The organism is Enterococcus sp. AZ103, assembly GCF_051714685.1.
Taxonomy (GTDB): Bacteria; Bacillota; Bacilli; order Lactobacillales; family Enterococcaceae; genus Enterococcus_A; species Enterococcus_A alishanensis.
Genome location: NZ_JBIOSI010000001.1, coordinates 2,669,301 through 2,689,506 on the forward strand (window position 1 = coordinate 2,669,301; position 20,206 = coordinate 2,689,506).

The following is a 20,206-nucleotide window of genomic DNA, read 5'->3' on the forward strand; positions in this document are numbered from 1 at the left end:
ATTTTTACCTCCTAATTTTTAAGTAATTGAATATCTTGAGCTGAAATTTTCAAATGACCGGAAAATTTTTCAGCTGCTTTTTGATTTTTTTCATATTCCCACCAGATGATTTCGTCTGAATATTCAGTCTGACAATATTTTTGAATTTCAAAAGGACTCTCTGTTTGGTCGATTACTTTCACTTTAAATGTATTTTGCTCACCTACTTGTCCTGCTTGAAAATAATGAGAACGTATCCCAAGATAACTAACGTCTGTTGATATTTTTTCATTAGTTGTTAGCTCAATACCCCAATCAAGCGCACGTAGTTGATAATCACTTATTTTTTCAATTGCTGAAAAATTTTTACAGCCAGTTAATTTTGATGTGGCCAAATACTTAGGTTTTGCGAAAATCTTTTTTAAATCACCTTGTTCAAGTGTTTCCCCTTGATGCAAAATAATTAGTTTTTCGCATAAACGATAGGCTTCGTTACGATTGTGGGTAACAATGAACACGTCTCCTTGATAATTATTAATGAAATTTTTCATTTCTAATTCGACTTTATCTTTTAAAAAAGTATCCAACGCGGAAAAAGGTTCATCTAGTAATAAAATTTCAGGTTCACTCGCTAACAAGCGAGCTAATGCGGCTCTTTGCTGCTGACCACCTGATAACTCTTCGCCGTATTGATTAGCTATGTTTTCTAGCTCGAATTGCTGTAATAGCTGGTTGGTTCGTTGATTAGATTTTTTCTTTAATCCGCTAGCAATATTTTGACGGACAGTGAAATTAGGAAACAAAGCGTAATTTTGAAATAAAATGCCTACTTTTCTTTTTTGCGGTTTCAAATTGATTTTTTCCTGCGAGTCAAATAAAGTTCGTCCGTTTAAACGAATATATCCTTCATCTGGTGTTTCAATTCCAGCGATACATTTTAAAAGCATACTTTTTCCAGAACCAGAAGCTCCTAATAATGCAGTCAAATCATCCTGTGAAGTAATTTCTGCTGAAAGAGTAAATTCCTGTAGTTTCTTTTTTATTTTCAATTCTAAGCTCATATTTTTCCCTTTTTTCTTCTTTTAAAAGTTAGCACATTCATTAGCACAACAATAACAAATGAAAATACGACAATAATTCCTACTTCTTTATAGGCGTCTTGCATACGACCCGCAGACACGTAAGAATATATTGATAACGGTAAGGTACGAGTAATTCCTGGAATATTTCCAGCAATCATCGCTGTGGCTCCGAACTCTCCCAAACCCCTCGCAAATGCTAAAATTCCACCTGATAAAATTCCAGGAGTTGCCAAAGGGAGCTGTATCCGTAAAAATATATAGGTTTCGGATAATCCTAATGTTCGAGCGGCATACAAGTAGTTTTCATCCACTTGTTCTAATGCACCCAGAGCGGATCGATACATCAATGGAAAAGAAATGACTACTGCTGCAATCACCGTTGCCCCCCATGAAAATGCAATCCGCCAATTAAATATTTCCAAAAATAATTTTCCTAATGGTCGCTGAACACCAAAAAGATATAATAAGAAAAAACCAGCAACTGTTGGCGGTAAAACCATTGGTAAAGTTAAAAGGCCATCAAAAACTGCTCGAATACTTTTGTGCCGTAAACCACTAACGAACTTTGCCGTTAGTAAACCCATTACAAAAGTAATCAAAATCGAAACTAGTGCCGTCTTCATTGACAGCATAAATGGTGACATAAAATCCCAACTTTCTACAATAATCCACCGTGTCCTAAATCAGCAATATCAGAAAAATCGACCGGTATATCTGCCATAATACGAGGGAAAATAAGGTCAAAAACAGTTCGTTTAGCAAAAATAACTGAGCCTGGCAATCCCATGATTGCTTGACCGGTTTTTGTATAAGCCAACGCAAACATGGCGCCCGGTAAAACTGGCGTTCCATAGGTTACAAAATCATCCGCACTTTCTTTAATTGCTCGCGGTGTCAGATCGTCAGCATCAACACTCATTCCACCTGTACATAAAACGATATCGGCAATTGCCAACATTTCGTTAATCGCTTCTTTAATCATCGATAATTGATCATCAACTATTTTCACTGCAACAATTTCAGTCGGATAGGCAGCCATTTTTTTTCTAAGCACTGGTTCAAAGCCGTCTTTAATTCGTCCTTTAAAAATTTCACTCCCTGTAGTAACGATTGCAACTTTTTTAAACTTAAATGGCGCAATCTCAAGTAGCGGTGCTGGGCCAACTAACTCGACAACTTGATTCATTTTTTCTTTTTCAATAAATAGAGGAGTAACTCGCATTCCTGCAACAGTCTGATCTTTTTCAGCTTCAAAATAAGTTGGCTTTGTCGCAATCATCATTTCACCAAAGCTATTAAGTTTCTTTAAACGTTCCACGTCAACTTTTAATAAACCCGAGACTTTAGATTTTGCTTCAATTTTCCCTTCTGAAACATCAGTTGGATAAACATTTTCAGAAGCACACATTTGATATAATATTTCCGCTGCCGCTTCTTCGTGGAGCATATCGTCAGATTCTGTCCAAACGTAGAGATTTTCTTTCCCCATCGATAACAAAATTGGAACATCTTCCGACTTTATCAAATGCCCTTTTTTAAAGCGAGGACCTTTTTTTTCACCTGGAATAATCTGAGTTACGTCTTGGACTAGTCTCATACCGACTGCATCTTTTGTAGCTATTGTTTGCAAATAAATCCCTCCTTCATAAAAAAACGCAGTAATCTTATTTTAAGATTACCACGTTCACAATTTAAAAGATAGCGCTTTATTGAAAAAAAGTTTGGTGTGTTTAAAATTATTTAGCACTTTATTTACCCACCAATTTGACTCATGTGTCGCCAGGTTGGCTTCTTATCTTTTACTTTATCAGCTTCTGCTAAGGCCATTTCATGGTTTTCTGGTTTTGTCCCTAAAATAGTTTGAATTTTTTCTTCAAAAGCTGAAAAATCAGCAATTTCTTCTCTAACGCTATCCTCTTCATCCCAATATAAACAAGATTTCACACAACCATCCGCGGTAACTCTCAGACGATTACAGCTTTCACAAAAATTGCAGCTGATCGGATGAATCAAGCCGAAGCTCCCCTTCCCACCAACTATTTTATAATTGTCAGAAGGACCGTTTCCTGCTAAATCGATTGCTTCAACTTTCCAACCTTGCATATCACAAATATCAAAAACTTGTTCAATACCCATATATTGTTTCGCCCAGTCCGCTTTATTTTCCTGACTAATCGGCATAAATTCAATAAAGCGAACATTAACATCATGATCAATGGAATATTTTAAAAAATCAACCATTTCATGATCATTTTGGCCATTGATAATAACCGTATTAATTTTGATTTTATCAAAAGGCAACTGGCTGGCGACTTCAATTCCATTTAGTACTCGTTGTAATTGGCCACCGCGAGTCATTGTTTTATAACTAACTGGATCAAAAGTATCCAAACTAATATTCAAGCGATTTAATCCGGCCTGGTATAATTTTTCAGCTTTTTTAACTAATGCTAAACCATTGGTTGTAACTGAAATATCTTCAATTTCAGGAATTTCAGCAATACCAGTAATTATTTCTTCAATATCTTGCCGTAATAATGGTTCTCCTCCTGTCAGGCGTATTTTTTTTACACCCATAGCAGCGAAATTTTCTACCATTTGAATAATTTCATGACCACTTAATACTTTGTCATCTGGAAAAAAAGGTAATCCTTCTTCTGGCATACAATAAACACAACGTAGATTGCATTTATCAGTCACAGAAATACGAACATAATCATGGACTCGCCCAAAACGATCTTTTAAAATTTTCGTTTCTGGTTTCATCATAGTTCTAACCTCCACTAACTGGCGGTATCAAAGCAATTTCAGCAACATCGTGAGAAAAATAGCTTTCGTCAATCACAAATTGTTGATTGATTGCCACGTTACACGTCTTAATTTCTCCTTTAAACAATGGATAAGCATGACTCATTGCTGAAAGAATAATCTCTTTGTCAATTTGTTCTGGTAATTCCAATGAAACTTCCGGGCTTACTTGCTCACTTAGATAAGCAAATAATTTAATTGTCTTCACCATTCATCGTTCCTCCCCATCTTGTTTCGTTTTTGTTCAATTCTTTTTTCCAAATTGGGACAGTTTCCTTTAAATGATCAATGATATATTCACAACCTTCAAAAGCCTCTTTACGATGCGGCATTGCCACGCCAATAAAAACTGCTTCATCAGTTACAGCTAGTTCCCCTAAGCGATGAACAATAATTACACGAGCGCCCTTTGCTTCCACAGGGGCTGCTAATTTTTCTAATTCTTTAATCGCCATTTGATGGTAAGCAGTATACTCAATTTTTTGAGTTTGTATGTCCCCGGTCCACTCACGAATTGTGCCATTAAAAGTCACAATCCCACCAAATTTCGGATCTTTTAATTGTTGATACAGTTCGTTTACTTGGATTGGTTCTGTTTGTAATTTTATGATGGCCATAAGAACATACCTTCCTATAAAAGTTCTCTTACGCTTATTTTTGCAAACGTTTCCTTACCAAATATTATATTACAAAAATAATTTTTTTGATACCTAAAAAAATATATTTTTTTATTATTTAAGATTGATTCTTATTTGTAAACAAAGTGACCACTCTTACCACCTTTTTTCTCTACTAAATGACAGTCCGTAATTTGCATTCCTCGATCCATCGCTTTACACATATCATAAACGGTCAGAGCAGTAATTTGACAAGCGGTCAAGGCTTCCATTTCAACACCGGTTTGATGATTCACTCGCACAGTTGCTGTGATTGTTAACGTATCAATCTGATTGTCAGAGAAATGAATATCCACACCACTTAACGGCAAAAGATGACACATGGGGATTAATTCACTGGTTTTTTTTGCAGCCATAATTCCAGCAACTTGTGCAACCGCCAGCACATCTCCTTTTTTCACTTGTCCCGCATGAATTCGTTGTAGCGTTTCTTCTGCCATAATAATTTTCACCGTCGCAGTTGCTTCTCTAGTGGTTACAGCTTTCTCACTAACATCCACCATTTTGGCACGATTTTGCTGATTAAAATGCGTTAAATTATCCATTTATTAGTCCTCCTAGAAATTCAATTTTAAAAAATACAATTACAAAAACTGCTTTATATGTTACTTTTGAGATAGTTATTACATTTATTTTATCAAATTGTGAGGAAAAAGCTATGAACCGTTATGATCGTCAAATCCGTGTTTCAAAAATTGGACAAACCGGACAAGATAAAATTACTCAAGCAACTATTCTAATTGTTGGCTGTGGCGCTCTTGGTACATACGCTGCTGAGCAGCTTGTCCGTGCTGGAATTAAACACTTATTTTTAATTGATCCTGACACCGTCGAATTAAGTAACTTACAGCGTCAAACACTTTTTACAACGGTAGATGCAGAAAAAAAGAGGCCAAAAGTAATTGCTGCTGCAGAACAATTACAGCAAATTAATCCTGCTGTCGAAGTCACTACGCAACAAGCTTACTTTGACCATGGTATTTTTGAACAATTTCAAATGGTGGATTTAGTATTAGATTGTACCGATAATTTTTTAGTTCGCAGTTTCATTAATGATTTTTGTTTGCATTATAAAAAACCTTTTATTTTTGCCTCATGTGGAGGGACAAGTGGACAAGTAATGGCGCTACATCCTAGTAAGGGACCTTGTTTAAATTGTGTTTTTCCTAATCTTACTGAATTAGAAGGACAAAGCTGTGAAACTTTAGGGGTAATTACACCATTAATTCCAATGATTTCTAGCATTCAAATTTCATTAGCTTTTCAGTTAATTGTTGAGCCAAAATTGATTGATTGGCACACGATGCACGTCATAGAAGCTTGGCCTTTTCATACTTACCAATTTAAAATTTCTAAAAACACAGATTGTCCTGTTTGCTCAAAACATAAGCTGCCGATTGAAACCCAAACCGTATCATTAAAAAAAGCCTGTGGTAATATTTTTCAAGCAAATTTTTCTAATATAGATCTTCAATTGCTGGAAAAATACGCCCAAAAAGAAAACTTAACTTACAAGAAAAATAATTTAGCTATTCAAATAAAACTAAATCAGTATAATATGACCAGTTTTAAAAATGGTCGCATGCTTTTTTACGGCTATCAAGATTTATCTGAAGTAACCCCTGTTTTTGAAAAGTTTAAAAAAATAATAGGAGATAAGCATTAATTTGCTTATCTCCTATTATTTATCCTCTTAAATTAATCGGCGTGTACTCTAAATCATGAGATACTTCCATGTAGGCCGGACGAATGATTTTATTACCATTTACCAATTCTTCAATCCGATGACTAGACCAACCAACAATTCTGGCAATCGCAAACATTGGTGTGTATAATTCTTCGGGCAATCCCAGCATATGATAGACAAACCCCGAGAAGAAATCGATATTAGCACTCACACCTTTATAAATATTTCGTTCTTCAGCAATTACTTTGGGGGCCAAATATTCGATACGTCGATACAAGTCAAATTCCGCTTGTGCTTCTGAACCCTTTTCACTCGCTAATTTTTCAACATAATTTTTGAAAATTGTTGCCCTTGGATCAGAATCTCCATAAATTGCGTGACCCATACCATAAATCAACCCTTGTTGGTCAAAGACTTCTTTGTTTAGAATTTTTTTCAAATAATTATAGATTTCTTCATCATCCGTAGGATCAGTAATTTCTTTTTTCAAAAAATCCATCATTTGTGTCACTTTAATATTTGCGCCACCATGTTTAGGTCCTTTTAACGATCCCAATGCTGCGCCAATGGCTGAATAAGTATCTGTGCCACTGGAAGTCACTACTCGAGTGGTAAATGTTGAGTTATTCCCACCGCCATGTTCCATATGTAGAACTAATGCCATATCTAAAGTTTGTGCCTCTTGGAAAGTATATTTTTTATCTGGTCGTAACATTGTCAATATCGCTTCAGCTGCACTTAAAGATTCATCTGGTCGATGGATATACATACTTCCTTGATTATCATAATGATTATAGGCATGGTAAGCATAGACTGCTAACATCGGAAAGATACTTATTAATGAAAGACTTTGATCCAAAACATTTTCAATTGACGTATTATCTACTTGGTCATCATAACAGCCAAGGGTCAGAACACTTCGTGACATCGCATTCATAATACTATGAGAAGGTTTTTTCATGATAACATCTCTCGTGAAGTTTTTCGGGAGCGTTCGTTTTTTAGCAATAATCTGCTGATAATTTTCAAGTTCATGTGAGGTTGGTAACTGTCCAAATAATAACAAAAAACTAATTTCTTCAAAGCCTAAACGCTCTTCAGAAACAAAGCCACCTACCAATTGATTAATATCAATTCCTCGATAACGTAGCTCTCCTTTATCAGAGATAATTTTTCCATCTACAATTTTTTGTGGATAAATTGTAGAAATATTAGTCAAACCTGCCAAAACACCTTTCCCATCAATATCTCGTAAACCTTTTTTTACATCATATTTATTATATAATGAAGTATCTAATTGGTCTTCTTTTCTGCAAAGCGCTGCCATTTGATTCAAATCTAACATGGATATGTCCTCCTAACCAATCTTTTTATGCATAAGTAATTTGATTTACATTATAGCATCATTATTTTAAAATGAAATACTTTTAACAAATAGATTTACTTTCTTTTTTTTTCACCGTATAATTAGTCAAAAGATTTCTATGAAATAACAATGATGGAGGTTATAGATTTTGGATAACAAAAAAAAGCTAACAGTAAATAACGAACAATATACCTTTTTTGATTTAGAATCAACTGTAAGTTCCTTGGGAAAAGATATCTCGAAGTATCCTTACAGCATTCGCATATTATTAGAGAGTTTAATCCGTCACAATGAATCCGAAGATTTAGCTGATTTAGTGAATTACGATGCAAAAAAACCAGACGGCGTGATTCCTTTCCGACCTTCTCGTGTCATTTTACAGGATTTTACAGGTGTACCTGCCATTGTCGACTTAGCAGCGATGCGAGATGCTGTCGTTAAACTGGGTGGCAAACCGCAACTAATTAATCCAGAAATTCCCGTGACACTAGTAGTCGATCATTCGGTTCAAGTTGATTGTGCTGGAAAGCAAACCAGTCTAGCATACAATACCGAAAAAGAATTCGAACGTAATCATGAGCGTTATCAATTTTTAAAGTGGGCGCAACAAGCTTTCGATAATTTTGAGGTTGTCCCTCCTGAAACAGGCATTATTCACCAAGTAAATTTAGAGTATCTATCTGATGTTGTTCTAACCGCTGAAAAAGCAGGCGAAAAAATTCTTTTCCCTGATTCTTTAGAAGGAACTGATTCTCACACAACTATGATCAATGGCTTAGGTGTCTTAGGCTGGGGAGTTGGTGGAATTGAAGCCGAAGCGGCAATTTTAGGAGAAGCTTCTTATTTTCCAACACCTGAAGTAATTGGTGTGAAAATAAGTGGTCAACTCCATCCTAGTACAAATGCAACTGATTTAGCTTTACATTTGACACAACTGCTTAGAAACGAAAAAGTTGTTGGAAAATTCGTTGAGTATTTCGGTGAAGGTTATCAAAAACTCAATCTTTCTGACCGAGCAACTATTGCTAATATGGCACCAGAATATGGAGCAACTTGTGGTTATTTCCCGATTGATCAGGAAACTTTGAAATACTTACGTCTGACTGGACGTTCAGAAGAACAAATTGCACTAGTAGAAGCTTACACTAAAGCAAATCATTTATTTTACGACCCAACAAAAGAAGCTGAATATTCACGGATTATCCATTTAAATTTAGCTGATATTCAACCAGCTTTAGCTGGACCGAAACGTCCACAAGACCGCATTCCAGTTAAAGAAGTAGCAGAAAATTTTAAAACGACTTTAACGAATCCGGCTGGTCCTCAAGGATTTGGGTTAACAACAGCAGAAATTCAAAAAACTGCTGTAGTCAAAGATCGCAATGAAAAACTACAAACTGGTGATTTAGCATTGGCTGCAATTACAAGCTGTACAAACACTTCAAATCCATCGGTCATGGTGGCCGCTGGACTATTAGCCAAAAATGCGATTGAAAAAGGATTAGCCGTTCCTGATTTTATTAAAACTTCATTAGCCCCTGGATCAAAAATTGTCACAAGTTATTTAGAAAAAGGTGGTTTAATGCCTTATCTGGAACAGCTTGGTTTTGATTTAGTTGGTTATGGCTGTACCACTTGTATCGGTAATTCTGGTCCTTTAGATCCCGCTATCGAAGAAACAATTAAGGAAAATGATTTGGTTGTTTCGGCTATTTTATCTGGCAATCGGAATTTTGAAGGACGGATTCATCCATTGATCAAAGCAAACTATTTGGCTTCACCACCTTTAGTCATTGCATATGCATTAGCTGGGACGGTCACTAAAGATTTAACCAATGAACCAATTGGATCAGGCCCAGCAGGACCCGTTTATCTAGAAGATTTATGGCCTAGTAATAAAGAAGTCGAAAACTATATTGCTAATTATTTAGAACCTGAAGATTTCACAGAAGCTTACAAGGATGTTTATCATTCAAATCAACGTTGGAATCAAATTGAAACATCAGTAGGTGCTGTCTATAGTTGGGATGGTGCTTCGACTTATATAGCAAACCCACCTTTTTTTGAAGACTTAACAAAAGAAGTTACCATCAATCAAGATTTATCTAATTTAGCGGTTTTAGCAAAATTTGGTGATACTGTTACGACAGATCATATATCACCTGCTGGAAATATCGGTTTGGATTCTCCAGCTGGAAAATATTTAAAAGCTGCGGGCTTAACTTACAAAGATTTTAATTCATTTGGTTCACGACGAGGTAATCATGAAGTAATGATGCGGGGAACTTTTGGCAATATTCGGCTGCAAAATCAATTAACACCTGAAATAACTGGCGGCTATACCAAATATTTACCAACTGGCGAAGAAATGTCAATCTATGATGCAGCAATGAAATATCAAGAAAACCATCAAAATACTGTCATTTTAACTGGAAAGGACTATGGTATGGGTTCTTCCCGCGATTGGGCAGCTAAAGGAACTGCCTTATTGGGTGTAAAAGCTGTTTTAGCTGAGAGTTATGAACGAATTCATCGTAGTAATCTAGTTATGATGGGCATTGTCCCATTTGAATATTTACCGGGAGAAAATGCCGAGACTTTAGGATTGACTGGAAATGAACAATTCAGCTTTGATTTACCAGCTGAACCTACGATTCAACAGTTAGTTACAGTTTCTGTAACTGGTGAGAACCCATTTAAATTTCAAGTAAAGCTACGGTTTGATGCGCAAGCTGATATTGATTATTGGAAAAACCAAGGTATTTTACCCTTAGTTATTAGAAAAAAAATAAAGGAGCGTGCCTAATTGTCTAATACACCTACTATTCCTTATATTGCCGGTGACGGTATTGGCCCTGAGATTTGGCAAGTTACTGAAAAAGTGGTAGATGCTGCGGTAACTGCTGCCTATCAAGATGAGAAAAAAATTAATTGGTTGGAAGTTTTAGCTGGTGGAAAAGCTTTTGAAGAAACAGGCACTTGGTTACCTGAAGAAACATTAGCAGCCATTTCAGAGCATAAAATTGCTATTAAAGGTCCATTAACTACCCCAATTGGCGAAGGATTTCGTTCGCTAAATGTGACCTTACGACAAGATTTTGACTTATATGCTTGCGTGCGGCCTGTTCGGTATTTCCCTGGCGTTCCTTCACCATTAAAGGAACCTGAAAAAACCAATATGACAATTTTTAGAGAAAATACTGAAGATGTGTATGCTGGGATTGAGTTTGAGAAGGATTCCAAAGAGGAAGCAGAATTGTTTAATTTTTTGAATAAACAATTAAATGTCAGTAAAGTTCGCTTCCCTGAAACTACGGCTCTTGGAATCAAACCAATCTCTAAGGAAGGTAGCCAGCGTCTTGTTCGCTCAGCAGTTGAGTATGCTATTGCAAACAAGCTTACGCGCTTAACGCTCGTTCATAAGGGCAATATCATGAAATTCACTGAAGGTGGCTTTAAAAATTGGGGTTATGAATTATTGAAAAATGATTTCCCGCAAACTTTTACAATGAAAGAATATCAAGATATTCTGACTCAGGAAAATCAAGCTGCTGCTGATGCTGCTTTAGAAGAAGCTAAAGCTGCTGGAAAAATTATCGTCGACGATGTGATAGCTGACAATTTTTTACAACAAATTTTATTATATCCAGAAAAATTTCAAGTTGTTGCGACAACTAATTTAAATGGAGATTACATTTCTGACGCTCTAGCAGCACAAGTTGGCGGCATTGGCATCGCGCCTGGTGCAAATATTAATTATCAAACCGGCTTCGCTATTTTTGAATCTACTCATGGAACAGCACCGGATATTGCAGGTAAAGGCTATGCTAATCCCTGCTCATTATTACTTTCGGCAACGATGATGTTAGATTACTTAGGCTGGAATGAAGCCAGTCAAAAAATTATCAACGCCATCGAAGTAGCACTAAAAGATCATAAAGTAACTAAAGATTTCGCTTCTGCATTGAAGATTGAGGCCCTTTCAACTAGTGAGTTCGGTGACTATTTGATTTCGTTATTATAAAATCATAACAACTTGCGCTCTGCTATCCTTTTGCCTAAAATAGATGTAGGAGGTGAGCAAATGAATTACTACGATTCAATCAGTGATTTATTGTTAGACTTGCGAGCAGATCTTGAAGAAATCGGCGATGAAATGATTTGGGCTTACTACAAAGATGAAAAATTAGTTGATTATCGCTATAAAAATAGCCCAGATGAATCAACCCCAAAAGGTTATAATGGTGAAGTTATCAAAGAAATCCTTGCTTCAGAATTATACCAAGGATTACGTTAAAAAGACTCCTTAGCAAAATGCTAAGGAGTCTTTTTGTAATTCAAACTCAAGATAAAGCTCTCAAAGATATTTAATTAAAGAATACACCATTAGAAACGCCGTGAATTTCACTATATTTAACTTCTATTTTGCCGTTAGACGCATCAATTTTATCGACATCCAGTCCATAAAATCGTTGAACATCAACCACACACTTGTCATCTTCTAACTGAATCACCTCACCAATGATCGGACGGGCAAAATCATTTTTACGACATTCATAGTTTCTTCCAACAATAATCGCTTCTTTATTCATATATTCACCTCATTGATTAATTTGACTACGTTTACATCGTAACATTTCTTCAAAAAGATTGCTATACAAACCGAATATTTCTCATATAATCATCTTATTAGATCATTTAATCCACATACTTCATTAATAATGTAATATATCTCTCTAAATATTCTCGATCCATTTGATCATAACTACCGATTTCTGTACTATCGATATCTAACACACCAATCAAATTATCCTTTTTCACAATTGGAACAACAATTTCAGAACGAGCACTAGAATCACAAGCGATATAATTTTTATGAGTTAAAACATTATCAACTATCATTGTTTGTCTCTTTTCCGCTGCTTCGCCACATACTCCTTTGCCCAGTTTGATATGCACACAAGAAACCCCACCTTGAAAAGGTCCTAAAATTAATTCTTCGTTCTTATAAAGATAATACCCTGCAAAAACAGTATCTGGTAAGGTCATATTTAACAATGCAGATGAATTTGCTAATATCGAAATGAGATCACTTTCTCCTTCCAACAATGCTTCTTGTTGCATTAACAATAAATCATAAGCTGCCTTTTTTTCTTCTTGATTTTTCCAACTCATTTTTGTCATCTCCTTAGGTGCAATATAGATTACTTTATCATTTCAACTGATAATTGGAATAAAATCAAATAATTGCGACTGTGTCAAGCTGATTTCAAGATAAATGAACTAGATTTTTATTTCAATTTGGTTACAAAAAATACGATTGGATAAAAATTCATCGTTTTTACTTTTTTCCTTCAAATATTTCTATATAATCAATTATGGTATTATCGAAGAATTGACAATAAATTATTGAGATAAATAAAAGGATTAAGTGAGGATTAAAAATGATCAAATTCAAGAAATCTACTGCATTACTAGTATGTGCACTAACGTTAGGCGGCCCTTTAGCGGCAAGTGCTGATGAATATGACCAAAAAATTGCTGAGCAAGATCAAAAAATTGCTGATTTAACTGGCCAACAGGGCGCAGTTCAAACACAACAAAGTACAATTCAACAAGAAATTACTGATTTAGAAACACAAGTAAATGATGTGTTAAAACAAAAAACAACTGAAGAAGAAAAATTAAGTGAATTAACTAGTAAAATCCAAGTTTTACAAGAAAAAATCGAAAAACGTGAAGCACGCTTAAAAGAACAAGCTAGAAACGTTCAAACAGACCAAGGTTCAATGAATCTTGTCAGTGCTGTAATCGATGCTGAATCATTTGGTGAGTTTGTTGAAAAAACAGTAGCGGTCACTAAAATGGTCTCTACTAGTAATGAAACTATGACGCAACAAAAAGCCGATAAAGATTCCTTGAAAAAACTAGAAACTGAAGCCAAAACAAAATTAGAAACCATCAACACTAAAACAAATGAATTAAAAGCACAACAAGATAAGCTAGTTGAAACAAAGCTTTCACAAGATGTAAAAGCAAATCAACTTCAAGCAAACTTAGCAACTGAAGTTAGTCAAAAGGAACAATATCAAGCACAACAAGCTGAAGCGGAAAGAAAACGTGAAGAAGCTTTGAAAGTCTTAGAAGAACAACGTAAAGCTGAAGAAGAAGCTCGTCAACAAGCCCAAAAAGAAGCCCAAGCAGCAGCAGCAAAAGCGGCTGAAGAAGCTGAAAAACAAGCAGCTGAAGCTGAGACTGCGGCACAAGCAGCGGCGGCACAAGTAGCAGCAGCTACGGCACAAGAACAAGCGCAAGTGGCTCAAACAGCTACAGATGCAACAGCAAATAATAATACAGTAGTTTCTACACCAACACCATCAACTAGCGCTCCTGCAAGTAATGCAAGTGGTTTTGCATCACCTCTAGGAATTTCATTAGTTGTCACTAGTCCTTTTGGTGGACGAGTTGATCCAACTGGTGCTTCTGGTACCCAACATGATGGTATTGATTTCGCTGGCGCAACTGGTACATCAATTTTTGCTTCAAAAGCAGGAACTGTTGTAGAATCAGGATTCCATTGGTCAGCTGGGAACCATGTTGTTATCCAACATCCAGATGGCTACTACACTTACTACATGCATATGGTTTCATCACCAAGTGTAAGTGTTGGTCAATCTGTGAGTGCTGGACAAGTATTAGGTGGCATGGGAACTACTGGTAATTCAACTGGTGTTCATTTACACTTCGGTGTATCAACAGCTTTATGGTCAGGGTTCTTAAATCCAGCACCATTACTAGGAATTTAATATTTAAAACACTTCCCTCTTTCTTATAAGAGGGTTTTTTTGCAAAAAAAGTAGTAAAGAAAATTCCTTTACTACTTTCAACTATATGCTATTCAGCTTCTTCAATATCTTTTGAAATACTATCAAAATCTATTTCTTGTTCCAAAAAGTCTTGGTCATTAATCGGAAAATGTTGACGGAACTCTTCTAGCTCTTCTAATGCGACCTTGCCTTCACTTAATTTAAAATCTAAAACATGACCACCAAAAGTGCGATCATCACTAATGAAGTGAAGATGAAACCCTGCAACAGAAGCCCCATGAAATAAACTGGGGGTAAAGAAGCCAACAATCGTCCCTTTCACGTCATTTGTTTCAAATTCTGGTTGATGTCTTGCAACTTCAACAAATTTAGGATAAGGCTTTTCTTGTTTTTGCACCACCCGCACATGCATATGCTGGAAAGTTCCGGTAATTTTCACAGCAGCAAACAAGTTGGGACTTAGTTTATCTAAAATTTCTTGTTTTACTTCTTGGCTATCCTTTAATCGATCAATTGGAAAAGTCTGTTGTTGAACGAATTTAGTAACTGCAGAATACGTAGCCAACTCTTGACCCGTTAAAATATGGACATTTCCTTCTTCATTAACATGATAAGCAACACCGTCAAGAATAACTAATTCGCCATTCGATCCACTCAATGTCCCGATACCTAAATCACCTTGTTGCAACATATCTGAAATTGCGACTGTGCCATCCATCAAGCTTGCCATTAAACCGCCAAGCGTACCATGTTGATATAAATAATTCAAAGTATTCACCTCTTAATAAAATTGATCTGGCAACATTGTTTTGCCTAATTCTTGGTTATCCGAATAATCAATTGGCACATCAATAATTACTGGTCCTTCTGTGTCCATTCCTTCTTTAATTGCTGCGTCTAACTCTTCAGCTGTAGTTGCTCGCAATCCTTTTGCGCCAAAACTTTCCGCATATTTTACAAAATCAACTGGGCCAAATTTTACACCAGAAGATCGATCATACTTCATTTCTTCTTGAAATTCCACCATGTTATAGGCGCCATCATTCCAAATAATATGAATAATTTTTGACTTCAAACGAACTGCTGTTTCCAACTCTTGAGCTGAAAATAAAAATCCTCCATCACCTGAAATTGAAAATATTTGCGTATTTGGTCGCACTAAAGCAGCTGAAATTGCCCAAGGTAAAGCGACACCTAATGTTTGCATCCCGTTAGAAAATAGCAAACGTCTTGGTTCATAGCTTCTAAAGTGACGTGCCATCCAAATGTAATGACTCCCAACATCAACAGTTACTGTCATTTCGTCAGTCACATTTTTTTGTAAAACATTAATGGCTTCCAATGGGTGTACAACTCCATCTTGCCCTCTTTCTTGATTTTTGTCATCTATTTTCAACTTTTCTTGTAACGTCGCTAGATAATCTAATGAATCTTTTGGTAAGTGATAAGGTTCTTTAAAAGCATCTGCCAAATAATCAATATTTTGTGCAATACTTCCAATTAATTCCAATTCTGGTTGCATAAATTGATCAATTTCCATTTGAACTTCATCAATCACAACCACATGGGCATCTTTTTCAGCATTCCAGTTTCGAGCTTCATATTCGATCGGATCATAGCCAATCGCCAAAACTAAATCACTTCGTTTCAACAACATATCGCCTGGTTGATTTCTAAATAAACCCACCCGACCAAAGAAGTCATCTTCCAATTGACGTGAAATAATTCCAGCGCCTTGGAAAGTTTCTACTACTGGTAAATGTGTTTTTGCGATTAAGTGACGAATTGCAGCTGTTTCGGCTTCTGCTGACGCACGCATACCAACTAACAAGACTGGTAATTTGGCAGCTTTAATTCTTTCGACTAAGTCTCCAATTTCTTTTTTGGAAGCTGCTCCTAGTTTTGGTGTCGCTAGTGGCTTAATTGCTTCCCCATTAACTTCTCCATCTGTGACATCTTGAGGAATAGAAAGAAAGCTTGCTCCCTTTTTAGCAGTTTTTGCAATCCGATAGCCATTCGCGATAATTTCCGATAATGTTTCTGGATCTTGAATTTCGGTACTATATTTAGTAATAGGCTCGAATAACGCAGCGTTGTCCATGCTTTGATGAGTTAATTTTGCTAAATCTGATCGCTTGACTTGACCAGCTAAAGCTAATACAGGATCTCCTTCAGCTGTTGCAGTCACCAAGCCTGTTGCTAAATTACTCGCTCCAGGCCCACTGGTAGCAATCACTACCCCTGGTTCACCAGTCAATCGCCCGATTGCTTGTGCCATAAAGGCTGCATTTTGTTCATGCCGTGCTAAAATTAATTGCGGTCCATGATCTTCTAATTCATCGAAAACACCATCAATCTTCGCACCTGGAATACCAAAAATATAGGGAACTTGATGATTTTCCAAACTTTTAACAATAATTTCTGATCCTTTTTTCGCCACTGTTATACATCTCCTAAAAATCTGTATTATTAACACAATGAATAATACCACTTAAACTCATATATATCAACAATGAAACACCGGATTTTTTTGTTATATAATTTTTAGTTTGTTTTCCCGTTAAGTTTAAGATAAAATATATACAAACATACGTTCTGGAGGTCGACATGCATTTTAAAACTTATAAAACTATTTTATCTCCTAAAAACCATTTAAATTTGTATCGCGGTTGCACTCATGGCTGTATTTATTGTGACAGTCGCAGCGACTGCTATCAATTTGATCACGTCTTTGAAGATATTCAAGTAAAGTCGGATGCCCTACTTATTTTAGAAAATGAACTAAGAAAAAAAAGAAAGCCAGCTATGATTGGAACTGGAGCTATGACCGACCCTTATATGCCAATTGAAAAAAAGTTACAGTTAACCCACGGCGCACTAAAATTGATAAAAAAATATGGCTTCGGTGTCAGTATTTTAACAAAATCCGATCAAATTTTAGCCGATATTGATTTGTTAGAGGAAATAAATCAACAAACAAAAGCAGTTATCCAAATAACTCTCACGACCTTCAATGAAGAATTATGTAAAAAGCTTGAACCAAATGTTTCAGGTACAAGGGACCGAATTGAAGTTTTAAAAGAAGCACAAAAAAGAAATATTCCGACAGTTGTGTGGTTGGGACCAATTCTGCCTTTTATTAATGATTCTATGGAAAATTTGGTGGCGTTATTAGCAGCGTGCATAGAAGTGAATGTAAAAGGTATTGTTTGTTTTGGTTTTGGAGTCACAATGCGGAGTGGAAACCGGGAGTATTTTTATCAGATGTTGGATCGTTTGTTTCCTGGAATGAAAGACAAATACCGAGGGGCGTTTGGCGAACAGTATGTCTGTAATAGTCCACATCATCAGAAATTGATGACCTATTTTATCGAGACTTGCCAAAATGCTGGCATACTTTGGCGTACAGAAGAGGTTTTTGATTACTTGCAGCAGTTTGAAACAAAGGATGAACAATTATCTTTATTCTAAAAAAAGAGGTGGAGATCAAGTCTCCACCTCTTTTTTTTTAAACTGTAGCTGCTAGTTGACGATCTTTTCTGTGGACAACTGTAGCTGTTAGTTGGCGATCTTTTCCGTGAACAGCAGTTAAAATATTGGCTCTTGCTTCTTGGGAACCTTCATAAATCCGACGTGCTTGTTTGCTGTCGCCAAGATTTAAGTAAGTTGCATTATTTTCATTAGCATAAGTAACAAAGTCATTTTCTAATGGTGCATCTGCTTTCATACCTAAGGCAACAAAACCTTTAGTAAATGGTAATTCTCTCTCTTCACCATTCGGCATTTTTACTAAGAAATTGTCACCACGAACTTCTAATAGTGTTGTATCTGTATGAACTTCGACATCATATTTTTCAATGACCTCCATCATTGCTAGACGGGTAATCATATCCAAATCTTTTCCTACAGTTCCTTGCATTTCCACGATAGAAACTTTTCTAGCACCACGTTCAGCGTAATATTCAACCACGTCAAGCCCGACAGCACCGCCACCAATAACAACGATTTCTTCACCTTCAAAAGTATCAAACTTAGCTAAATCCCCTAAAATATCAAAGATAGTAAAGACTTTACGATTGTCTTTGGCAAGTTCATCATGTAATCCTTTGATTGGTGGTAATAATGGTTTCGCACCAGTTGCATTAACGATAATATCTGGTTTTTCATTCGCTAGATCATTTAAACCAAAACGTTGATTCAAATGAACAGTGATATTGTTTTCTGTCGTACGATTTTCTAAATATTCAACAAAATCATCGATTCTTTTTTTATCTGGGAAACGTGCAATTTCGTGAGCCAAGCCCCCTAGATAATTTTTTTCTTCATATAATGAGACTTCAGCACCAATTTCAGCGGCTGTGTTGGCAGCTTCTAATGCAGTCGTTCCACCACCGACAACGACCATCTTGATTGGATTTTTAATTTGATCTTCTTTATAAGCATCTTCGTAATATACATCTGGATTAACAGTACAACGTAATGGTCGAGATTTAGCAATCCGATGATCGGCACAACCAATGTTACACGAAATACATTTTCTAAGTAAGGCTTCTTGTCCATTTTCAACCTTATTAGCCCAATTTGGTTCAGCTATTAAACCACGACCCATGTGTAAAATATCTGCATCGCCATTTTCTAAAATTTCAGTTGCTCTTTTTGGATCACGAATATTTCCAGAAGTTGCGATTATTTTTTCTGGGAATTTTTCTTTGACGGCCTTAGCCATATAACTTCTCCAACCATCAGGTAAATTCATTTTATCAATTTGATATTGTAATGAATCATTTAAAGCAGCAGACACATCGATTACATCTACATCTTCTGCAATAAAGTTCAATAATTCAATGGAATCTTCTAATGTATTACCATTTGGTAACATTTCATCCGCACTGATTCGCAAGAAAATTGGGAAAAATGGTCCAACTGCTTGACGAACAGCTTCGATTACTAATTTAGTAAAGCGCGCACGATTTTCTGGGGTCCCACCAAATTCGTCAGTCCGTTTGTTATAAATAGGAGAAAGAAATTGACTCAATAAATAAGAGTGTCCGGCATGGATTTCAACACTATCAAAACCAGCACGTTGGGCACGATTGGCAGCTTCACCATATTTCGCTACAATTTCATAAATTTCTTCTTTAGTTAATGGACGAGGAACGGTATTTCCTGTTTTACTTGGAATATTAGAAGCAGAAACTGGTTGAACGCCGTTTAAACGTAAACCATAAGCTGAAGCACCAGCATGGTTAATTTGTACACAGGTTTTTGTGCCATAAGCATGCATTCTTTCGTTAAACTCCCATAATCCAGGAATAAATTGGTCATTGTCCATTCTTAATTGAGTGGTTCCGTTGGTCCCCATTGGATAATCGAAACAAACATTTTCTAAAATAATTAGGCCGGTTCCACCTTTTGCTCTTTGTTCATAATATGAATAATGCTTATCATTAAAACTACCATTTTGATTCGCAAAATTAGTTCCCATCGGTGGCATCGCAATCCGATTCTTCAAGGTCATCCGTTTAATAGTTAATGGTTCAAAAATAGCTTGATATTTATTCAACTAACTCTTCCTTTCTTTTCAAGAAAAAATAACTAAAATTATTAAAAATACTGATTTCACAACGATTATAAATACATTCGAACAAATACAATTTTTCACAAATTCGTTTACAAGACCATTGTAAGAGATTTAATCAATAAAATCTAATGCTTTATTTGTATGGTAACAATAAATAAAATTTATTGATTCCTAATCAAATAACCCAGCAAATCATTAT

At 35.9% G+C, this 20,206-nt stretch carries 19 protein-coding genes; 6 read left to right on the forward strand and 13 right to left on the reverse strand.

Going from position 1 to position 20,206, the window contains the following annotated elements:
• Positions 1-11: 11 nt before the first annotated feature.
• From ID741_RS13290 to moaC, 7 genes are all read right to left on the reverse strand, one after another.
• On the reverse strand, positions 12-1,040 hold the full coding sequence (locus ID741_RS13290) for a sulfate/molybdate ABC transporter ATP-binding protein (protein WP_438720284.1): 1,029 nt from the start codon (positions 1,038-1,040) through the stop codon (positions 12-14).
• On the reverse strand, positions 1,037-1,705 hold the full coding sequence (gene modB, locus ID741_RS13295; RefSeq protein WP_438720285.1) for a molybdate ABC transporter permease subunit: 669 nt from the start codon (positions 1,703-1,705) through the stop codon (positions 1,037-1,039). The genes ID741_RS13290 and modB overlap by 4 nt, the downstream gene beginning before the upstream one ends.
• A 14-nt stretch (positions 1,706-1,719) precedes the next feature.
• The gene (locus ID741_RS13300) at positions 1,720-2,691 is read right to left on the reverse strand and encodes a molybdopterin-binding protein (RefSeq protein ID WP_438720286.1); all 972 of its coding nucleotides are present in this window, start codon (positions 2,689-2,691) and stop codon (positions 1,720-1,722) included.
• Positions 2,692-2,813: 122 nt separating this feature from the next.
• Positions 2,814-3,830: a GTP 3',8-cyclase MoaA gene (gene moaA, locus ID741_RS13305; RefSeq protein ID WP_438720287.1), complete on the reverse strand. Its 1,017-nt coding sequence runs from the start codon at positions 3,828-3,830 to the stop codon at positions 2,814-2,816.
• 4 nt (positions 3,831-3,834) lie between these two features.
• Entirely contained in the window at positions 3,835-4,080 is a 246-nt protein-coding gene (locus tag ID741_RS13310) for a MoaD/ThiS family protein (RefSeq protein ID WP_218324715.1), read from the reverse strand.
• Positions 4,064-4,486 carry a molybdenum cofactor biosynthesis protein MoaE gene (locus ID741_RS13315; RefSeq protein ID WP_218324714.1) on the reverse strand — a complete coding sequence of 141 codons (423 nt, stop codon included), beginning with the start codon at positions 4,484-4,486 and terminating at the stop codon, positions 4,064-4,066. Before ID741_RS13315 ends, ID741_RS13310 begins: the two co-directional genes overlap by 17 nt.
• Positions 4,487-4,617: 131 nt before the next feature.
• Positions 4,618-5,091 (reverse strand): cyclic pyranopterin monophosphate synthase MoaC, encoded by a 474-nt coding sequence (gene moaC, locus ID741_RS13320; RefSeq protein ID WP_438720288.1) that lies wholly within the window; start codon positions 5,089-5,091, stop codon positions 4,618-4,620.
• Between the two features lie 113 nt (positions 5,092-5,204).
• Between moaC and ID741_RS13325 the strand changes: the two genes are divergently transcribed.
• A complete protein-coding gene (locus ID741_RS13325) occupies positions 5,205-6,212 on the forward strand; it encodes a HesA/MoeB/ThiF family protein (protein ID WP_438720289.1) in 1,008 nt (335 codons plus the stop codon).
• 19 nt (positions 6,213-6,231) lie between these two features.
• On the opposite strand, the gene ID741_RS13330 is transcribed toward ID741_RS13325, so the two are convergent.
• On the reverse strand, positions 6,232-7,578 hold the full coding sequence (locus ID741_RS13330; protein WP_438720290.1) for a citrate/2-methylcitrate synthase: 1,347 nt from the start codon (positions 7,576-7,578) through the stop codon (positions 6,232-6,234).
• Positions 7,579-7,747: 169 nt separating this feature from the next.
• Between ID741_RS13330 and acnA the strand changes: the two genes are divergently transcribed.
• The 3 genes from acnA to ID741_RS13345 are packed head-to-tail and all read left to right on the forward strand — an operon-like array spanning position 7,748 to position 11,896.
• Positions 7,748-10,405 carry an aconitate hydratase AcnA gene (gene acnA, locus ID741_RS13335; RefSeq protein ID WP_438720291.1) on the forward strand — a complete coding sequence of 886 codons (2,658 nt, stop codon included), beginning with the start codon at positions 7,748-7,750 and terminating at the stop codon, positions 10,403-10,405.
• Positions 10,406-11,623, forward strand: a complete 1,218-nt coding sequence (gene icd, locus ID741_RS13340) for an NADP-dependent isocitrate dehydrogenase (protein ID WP_438720292.1) — start codon at positions 10,406-10,408, stop codon at positions 11,621-11,623.
• A 60-nt stretch (positions 11,624-11,683) separates the two neighbouring features.
• Positions 11,684-11,896, forward strand: a complete 213-nt coding sequence (locus ID741_RS13345) for a hypothetical protein (protein ID WP_218324708.1) — start codon at positions 11,684-11,686, stop codon at positions 11,894-11,896.
• A gap of 70 nt (positions 11,897-11,966) precedes the next feature.
• Here the strand turns inward: ID741_RS13345 and ID741_RS13350 are convergent, their stop codons facing one another.
• Positions 11,967-12,191: a hypothetical protein gene (locus ID741_RS13350; RefSeq protein ID WP_218324707.1), complete on the reverse strand. Its 225-nt coding sequence runs from the start codon at positions 12,189-12,191 to the stop codon at positions 11,967-11,969.
• Positions 12,192-12,297: 106 nt separating this feature from the next.
• A complete protein-coding gene (locus ID741_RS13355; protein WP_438720293.1) occupies positions 12,298-12,774 on the reverse strand; it encodes a GAF domain-containing protein in 477 nt (158 codons plus the stop codon).
• Between the two features lie 269 nt (positions 12,775-13,043).
• Here ID741_RS13355 and ID741_RS13360 point away from each other — a divergent pair, with 269 nt between their 5' ends.
• The gene (locus ID741_RS13360; protein WP_218324705.1) at positions 13,044-14,405 is read left to right on the forward strand and encodes a peptidoglycan DD-metalloendopeptidase family protein; all 1,362 of its coding nucleotides are present in this window, start codon (positions 13,044-13,046) and stop codon (positions 14,403-14,405) included.
• A gap of 88 nt (positions 14,406-14,493) precedes the next feature.
• Here ID741_RS13360 and budA read toward each other — a convergent pair whose 3' ends face one another.
• Together budA and alsS are read right to left on the reverse strand one after the other, a co-directional pair.
• Entirely contained in the window at positions 14,494-15,204 is a 711-nt protein-coding gene (gene budA / locus ID741_RS13365) for an acetolactate decarboxylase (RefSeq protein WP_438720294.1), read from the reverse strand.
• A 3-nt stretch (positions 15,205-15,207) separates the two neighbouring features.
• Positions 15,208-16,866, reverse strand: a complete 1,659-nt coding sequence (alsS, locus tag ID741_RS13370; protein WP_218324703.1) for an acetolactate synthase AlsS — start codon at positions 16,864-16,866, stop codon at positions 15,208-15,210.
• A 167-nt stretch (positions 16,867-17,033) separates the two neighbouring features.
• On the opposite strand from alsS, the gene ID741_RS13375 reads away from it, so the two are divergent.
• The gene (locus ID741_RS13375; RefSeq protein WP_438720295.1) at positions 17,034-17,897 is read left to right on the forward strand and encodes an SPL family radical SAM protein; all 864 of its coding nucleotides are present in this window, start codon (positions 17,034-17,036) and stop codon (positions 17,895-17,897) included.
• Positions 17,898-17,934: 37 nt separating this feature from the next.
• On the opposite strand, the gene ID741_RS13380 is transcribed toward ID741_RS13375, so the two are convergent.
• Positions 17,935-19,989 carry an FAD-dependent oxidoreductase gene (locus ID741_RS13380; RefSeq protein WP_438720296.1) on the reverse strand — a complete coding sequence of 685 codons (2,055 nt, stop codon included), beginning with the start codon at positions 19,987-19,989 and terminating at the stop codon, positions 17,935-17,937.
• Between the last annotated feature and the right edge of the window lie 217 nt (positions 19,990-20,206).